The 4,730-nt window shown below is 37.2% G+C and carries 8 protein-coding genes; 3 read left to right on the top strand and 5 right to left on the bottom strand.

Going from position 1 to position 4,730, the window contains the following annotated elements; all coding sequences use genetic code 11:
- Positions 1 to 336, top strand: a 336-nt coding sequence (locus WBM70_RS10460) for a trimeric intracellular cation channel family protein (RefSeq protein WP_424558450.1), incomplete at its 5' end; no start/stop codon positions are given.
- Between the two features lie 2 nt (positions 337 to 338).
- Here the strand turns inward: WBM70_RS10460 and WBM70_RS10455 are convergent.
- Positions 339 to 830 (bottom strand): YcxB family protein, encoded by a 492-nt coding sequence (locus WBM70_RS10455; RefSeq protein WP_424558449.1) that lies wholly within the window; start codon positions 828 to 830, stop codon positions 339 to 341.
- Between the two features lie 91 nt (positions 831 to 921).
- On the opposite strand from WBM70_RS10455, the gene WBM70_RS10450 reads away from it, so the two are divergent.
- Positions 922 to 1,266: a hypothetical protein gene (locus tag WBM70_RS10450; RefSeq protein WP_424558448.1), complete on the top strand. Its 345-nt coding sequence runs from the start codon at positions 922 to 924 to the stop codon at positions 1,264 to 1,266.
- Positions 1,267 to 1,336: 70 nt separating this feature from the next.
- Here WBM70_RS10450 and WBM70_RS10445 read toward each other — a convergent pair whose 3' ends face one another.
- Together WBM70_RS10445 and WBM70_RS10440 are read right to left on the bottom strand one after the other, a co-directional pair.
- Positions 1,337 to 1,936, bottom strand: coding sequence for an NAD(P)H-dependent oxidoreductase (locus tag WBM70_RS10445; protein ID WP_424558447.1), 600 nt, complete (start codon positions 1,934 to 1,936; stop codon positions 1,337 to 1,339).
- Between the two features lie 13 nt (positions 1,937 to 1,949).
- On the bottom strand, positions 1,950 to 2,651 hold the full coding sequence (locus WBM70_RS10440; RefSeq protein ID WP_424558446.1) for a hypothetical protein: 702 nt from the start codon (positions 2,649 to 2,651) through the stop codon (positions 1,950 to 1,952).
- 130 nt (positions 2,652 to 2,781) lie between these two features.
- On the opposite strand from WBM70_RS10440, the gene WBM70_RS10435 reads away from it, so the two are divergent.
- On the top strand, positions 2,782 to 3,780 hold the full coding sequence (locus WBM70_RS10435; RefSeq protein ID WP_424558445.1) for a flavin monoamine oxidase family protein: 999 nt from the start codon (positions 2,782 to 2,784) through the stop codon (positions 3,778 to 3,780).
- On the opposite strand, the gene WBM70_RS10430 is transcribed toward WBM70_RS10435, so the two are convergent.
- Positions 3,764 to 4,015, bottom strand: coding sequence for a hypothetical protein (locus WBM70_RS10430; RefSeq protein ID WP_424558444.1), 252 nt, complete (start codon positions 4,013 to 4,015; stop codon positions 3,764 to 3,766). The genes WBM70_RS10435 and WBM70_RS10430 overlap by 17 nt on opposite strands.
- A 104-nt stretch (positions 4,016 to 4,119) precedes the next feature.
- Positions 4,120 to 4,587: a leucine-rich repeat domain-containing protein gene (locus WBM70_RS10425; RefSeq protein ID WP_424558443.1), complete on the bottom strand. Its 468-nt coding sequence runs from the start codon at positions 4,585 to 4,587 to the stop codon at positions 4,120 to 4,122.
- Positions 4,588 to 4,730: the final 143 nt, after the last annotated feature.

Here is a 4,730-nt window from a genome sequence, read left to right as displayed (position 1 = left end):
TTATTTATACTCAGTGACTCCATAGGGCTTATCTCTTTCAGTATTACAGGTTCATTGATTGCTTTACAAGCGGGGCTAAACCTTACAGGTGTATTGGCTTTATCTTTTGTGACGGCTGTAGGAGGGGGTATCATCAGAGATGTGATCATCAATGAGATCCCATTTGTCCTTAAAACAGGTTTTTACGGGACCATCGCACTGCTTATAGGTTTAACGTTATATGTGTTGAACTTTTATCAAATGATATCTTTTTATACGATGATCATGGTGTTTGTTGCGGGTATGATACTCAGAATGATCGCCTACTATAAGAAATGGGCGATTCCTATGATCTAAAGTCAGCTTTGGGGAATATACTTCTTCAGATAGGCATCAAACTCTTCTTTTTGCTTTTCACTTAAAACACGGGTCGGTATGACGTTGAATCTGCGAGGATTTGTATATAGAAGGTAAAACTTCTCATCATTTTTGCACTTCATAAATGCACTCCATGGAATGGTAGCATTATTATTGTTTTTATCTAGCTTGATCCCTTTGCCATATATCTGTAGTGTGATCTCATATGGTAATGTAGCACTTTTTTGATAGACACTTTTTGCTTGATATGCAGTAAGCATACGTACAAAAAGCATATAAAAAGAGATAGAAAAAAAAGCAGCGATAATGTTCGTGATGACCTCACGGGTATTTGAGAAGTCAGTACCGATGATGACGATCATAGTTGCTAAGATCACATATATAGCGAGTGTTATGATCCTCTTACCTTTCTTGTGGTGTAAATTGACTGCTTGCAGGTATTCATTTTGCGTGAGTTGATAGGTGATATTCATGGTTTTCCTTATAAAAATGTTATGCTATTATACAGTTATAAGATGTACAATATAGATATAATAAACTTATATAAGTGGGAAAGGATTTAAAATGTTATACAAAGTGAAAGCAAAGATAGACAAGCTAAAGATGAAAGCTTTTTTTACAGCTTTAACAGATGGAAGCATTGCCGATCAAGAACCAGATGGTTCATATATCGTAAATGCGATGCAAAAAGCTCGCAAGACGAATGATAATACACTTGAATGGTATCAAACATGTCAATGCAAGACACCGCTCAAGCATGAAAGAGAAACAGTATATGACAAATATCTATATGACTTTGAAGCAACACTGGTTGATGAAGAAAAAGATGATATCAAAGGTGAATCATTTTGGGACTGTTTGGAAACCTGGCACTTTGATGAAGGAACAATAGACTATGATTTTGACTAGACCTTATGGAAGTAAGGTAGGTCAATCTTTAGGGTATGTTACGTCCTAAAAAGACGTAACATGAGCATATCTATTGATTTGTTATAAAATTTCTTTGCAGGGTGTTTTTAAAATGGATCAGTTCAGCATCAATATCTAGTTCACTTTTAAATATATCATGTATGGCATATGTTTCAAGTGCTTCTGCACCGCAAAACTTAAATAATTTATGTGTCGCAACATTTGCTTCATCTAATGAGAGCCCATCAAAGAAGCCATCTTTATTGTCAAACTCAGTGTCTGGACAGTTATAGGTTAGACTCAACATATATTTCTTACCTTGCATTAATCCCCCACTGCCGTACTTTTTAGATGCGTCTTCTCTGCTTCGTCCGTCACTGACATAGGTTACCGTGTTCACACCAGCAGAGAAGACTTCATCTATATATTTTTTAGTGAGCCAGGGCACGCCCATCCAGTAGACAGGATATTGAAATAAAATATAATCTGCCCATGCAAGTTTTTCAAGTTCATCACTGACATCATATGCGCTTTCAACCACACTGTGTTTAACATTGAATTCATTTTCCACAAAAAAGTCGTTGGCAGTATCTATAAACAGTTTGGTCAATTTACCCTCTGCTATCTGATCATACTTTTGGTGTCCGTTTATAATAAGTACATTTTTCATAGGTTATTCCTTGTTATCTCTGTGTGAAATTTTTCATCATCTCTTGCATTTGCTGCATCTGTTCAGGTGTCATTTGAGGCATATTATTTTTCTTCATACTCTCTTCCATAGTTTGTATTGGAAAGTCAGGTAATTTTAGATCTGCATCAGATACAGATGCATCCAGATTGATGTTTATAGCTTCTGTTGAGTGTGTGATTCCCATAATGTTGGCTACAGATTTAAGCATGATACCTTTGTGAAGCCAAAGTTTGATCTGCGGTGTTTCCCATACTTCACAAGCATAGCCCTGTATGGTCTCTTCTCCTATTTTTTTACCACCCATGGCAAGCAACATCTCTTTAGAATTTTTGGCAATATCTTTATACTCAGACTGCATTAACGTGTCAGGATCATACTGTACAATGACCTTTTGTTCATAGTCCACCACAAACACTTTGCCATTATCTATCTTCGTAGTTTGACGTGTATTTTCCTCTCTACCCATAATAACAGACTTTGTTGTATCTTCATGAAGCTCTACTTTCCCCCATTCATTGAAAAGTGCTTTGCTTTTTCCATCAATTTTCGTTTGTATTCCCATCATGTTTCCACCACCGCTCACAGTATATTCAATGATACCGGACTTGACTTCGTAACGCTTTGTTTCTGCATGCACAGTACTTGTAGCTAAAATGAGCGTAAAAACTACACCCCATACTTTCAGTTGTTTCATCTTGTCTCCTTTTTAATATTATAACTTATTTTGGAAACTTTAGAGAACCATAAAAGAGAAATGGATAGAAAATAAAGTCTCTTAATTTGTGTTTTATCTTACTCATATGATGATTGGTTACAATGACGGCATGAAAAACAAGAAATTACTGATTATAGGTGCTGGGCTTAGTGGGCTTTATAGTGCTGTTTTACTTCAAGACAGTTATGATGTGACTGTCGTAGAAGCACGTGATCGCACAGGTGGACGGATCATGGGTATGGATGGACATGATATGGGTCCATCATGGGTTTGGCCTCATCAAAAAAACATCTTACAGCTCATAGAGAGATTAGAGTTAGAGGTTTTTTCACAATACACAGAGGGACTTGCCCTTTATGATGCCCCAGATGGTGTACAACGATTCACTCCATCAACTGCACCTTCTTACCGTATTAAAGGTGGCATCAGTCAATTGGTCGATGCTTTAGAAAAACGACTTAAAAAGTCTGCCAATCTTAATGAAAAGGTTCTCTCTTTAACACAAACAAATGAAATGATAGTCGTCAAAACGACAGCAAAAACATATGAGGTTGATAAGGTGATCTCAACACTGCCTCCACGTTTGGCAGTAGAAAGTATAGCGTATGTGCCTGGACTCCCTGAAGCACTTCATACACAACTGCAGAATACACCGACATGGATGGGATACTCTGCCAAGTGTGTCATAGAGTACCCTCATGCATTTTGGAGAGAAGAGGGCTTAAGCGGTTTTGGTGTTTCTCATGTTGGCCCATTGGGTGAGATACATGATGCCTGTACCACAGACAAAGCAGCACTCTTTGGTTTTCTTCACAGTTATGCAAAGTATGATAATTTGGAAGAGGCTGTCATCCAACAACTTATACAACTTCATGGACAAAATGCTGCCAACCCTTCAAAGATCTATTTTGTAGACTGGAAAAAAGAGACTTATACTTCAACAGCACTTGATGCTATGCCTCTACGCGAACATCCTTCTTATGGTTTTGATGTGACACATTTTGATGGGAAACTGATATTTTCAGGTACAGAGAGTGCTTTTAGGGAAGGTGGATATTTGGAAGGTGCGATTACTGCTGCGATGCGGTCAGCTAGTAACTTGCTATAGTGACGTTATTGTTCGTCCATCTTTTTATAAGTTCCATACCCATTGGAAAAGGGACATCTCCATTTAGGCTTAGTCTCTCTACTTCTTCTTCTAACTCTATAGTGCTCATGTTACTGTATGTGATTTGAATTGATGTATCACTAATGTTCAGTAACCAAGCAGCATAGATGATACTTGCAGTAATAAGTGAAAGCGGGATCATTTTTCCTAGTATCCTTGCTGTTTTACCTTGCATTACTTTTCCTTTTGTTCATGTATAATAGAATAATAATGAAAATGTATTACATTTCTATAACACAGTCTAGGAAAAAGTCTAAAGTTTTTACTACAGAAATGACATCAGACTTTAAGTACGTGGAGTGTGGCTAACTTCTTTAATGTTTGTAGATTTTGAATGGGATTATGGCCTACATCCAAGTACACAAGGTTAGGCAACAAACTAAGACTTCCAGTATCTTGTATATGATTATGATGCGCAACAATTTTTTTAAGTGAGGGTATATGACTTAATACGGTGATATCAGAGATAGCATTATCTTGTATGAAAAGAAACTTTAGTCTTTTATATGATGACAAGGCCGAAAGGTCAGATATCTGATTGTGGGAAAGTGAGAGTTTGTGTATCTTTGTGAGTGATGCTAAAGCAGATAGATCTGAGATGTGATTTCCCGAAAGAGAAAGACGTTCTAGCCAAACCAATGAGCCGACTTCAGTGGGGATCTCTGACAGTCCTAGATAGCTAAGGTCGAGGTATGGCATCCGTTCGGCTTTGCAGATAGCTATTTTCTCCATAACCGTTTCATTCATCTATTTTTACCTTTACTTTAGTGGGAGCAGTATATCAAAAGTGTCTTGATCTTGACTTCTTTAGCCAAACCAAAGCCCCTATAAAGTACCATCAAAACAATTTAACAATAAGACAAAAAATGCACATAGACCTAACTCAGGGT

Origin of the sequence: Sulfurovum sp. (assembly GCF_049668085.1) — a bacterium.
GTDB lineage: Bacteria > Campylobacterota > Campylobacteria > Campylobacterales > Sulfurovaceae > Sulfurovum.
Note: the sequence above shows the minus strand (reverse complement) of the source record. Positions and strands in the feature narration are given on the sequence as shown.